Origin of the sequence: Vibrio splendidus 12E03, assembly GCF_000272105.2 — a bacterium.
Classification (GTDB): Bacteria; Pseudomonadota; Gammaproteobacteria; order Enterobacterales; family Vibrionaceae; genus Vibrio; species Vibrio splendidus_I.
This window is the reverse complement of sequence record NZ_AJZD02000033.1, coordinates 1-337: the sequence shown is the minus strand read 5'-3', so window position 1 is coordinate 337 and position 337 is coordinate 1. Positions and strand designations below refer to the sequence as shown.

Annotated in this window: 1 protein-coding gene; it reads left to right on the top strand. The window is 46.0% G+C overall.

The window, feature by feature from the left end:
* The coding region (locus A142_RS03885) for a reverse transcriptase domain-containing protein (protein WP_032545412.1) at nt 1-337 on the top strand (337 nt) is incomplete at both ends.

Genomic DNA, 337 nt, shown 5'->3' with positions numbered 1-337 from the left:
GCAACAAGCCCTCCACCTTCTAGCATTAGAACCAGTGTCCGAAACGCTTGCCGACCTCAATAGCTATGGGTTTAGGCCAAATCGCAGTACGGCTGACGCCGTCAGTCAGTGTTTCAAATGTTTGGCTCTAAAGCGATCAGCGAAATGGGTTCTTGAGGGAGATATTAAGGCTTGCTTCGACAAAATCGGGCATCAATGGCTTATGGACAATATCACGGTAGATAAACGTATGTTAGAGCAATGGTTACAGTCTGGCTATGTGGATAAGGGTCTGTTCTATGATACCGATGAGGGTACACCTCAAGGTGGAATAATATCTCCAACCTTGATGCTAATG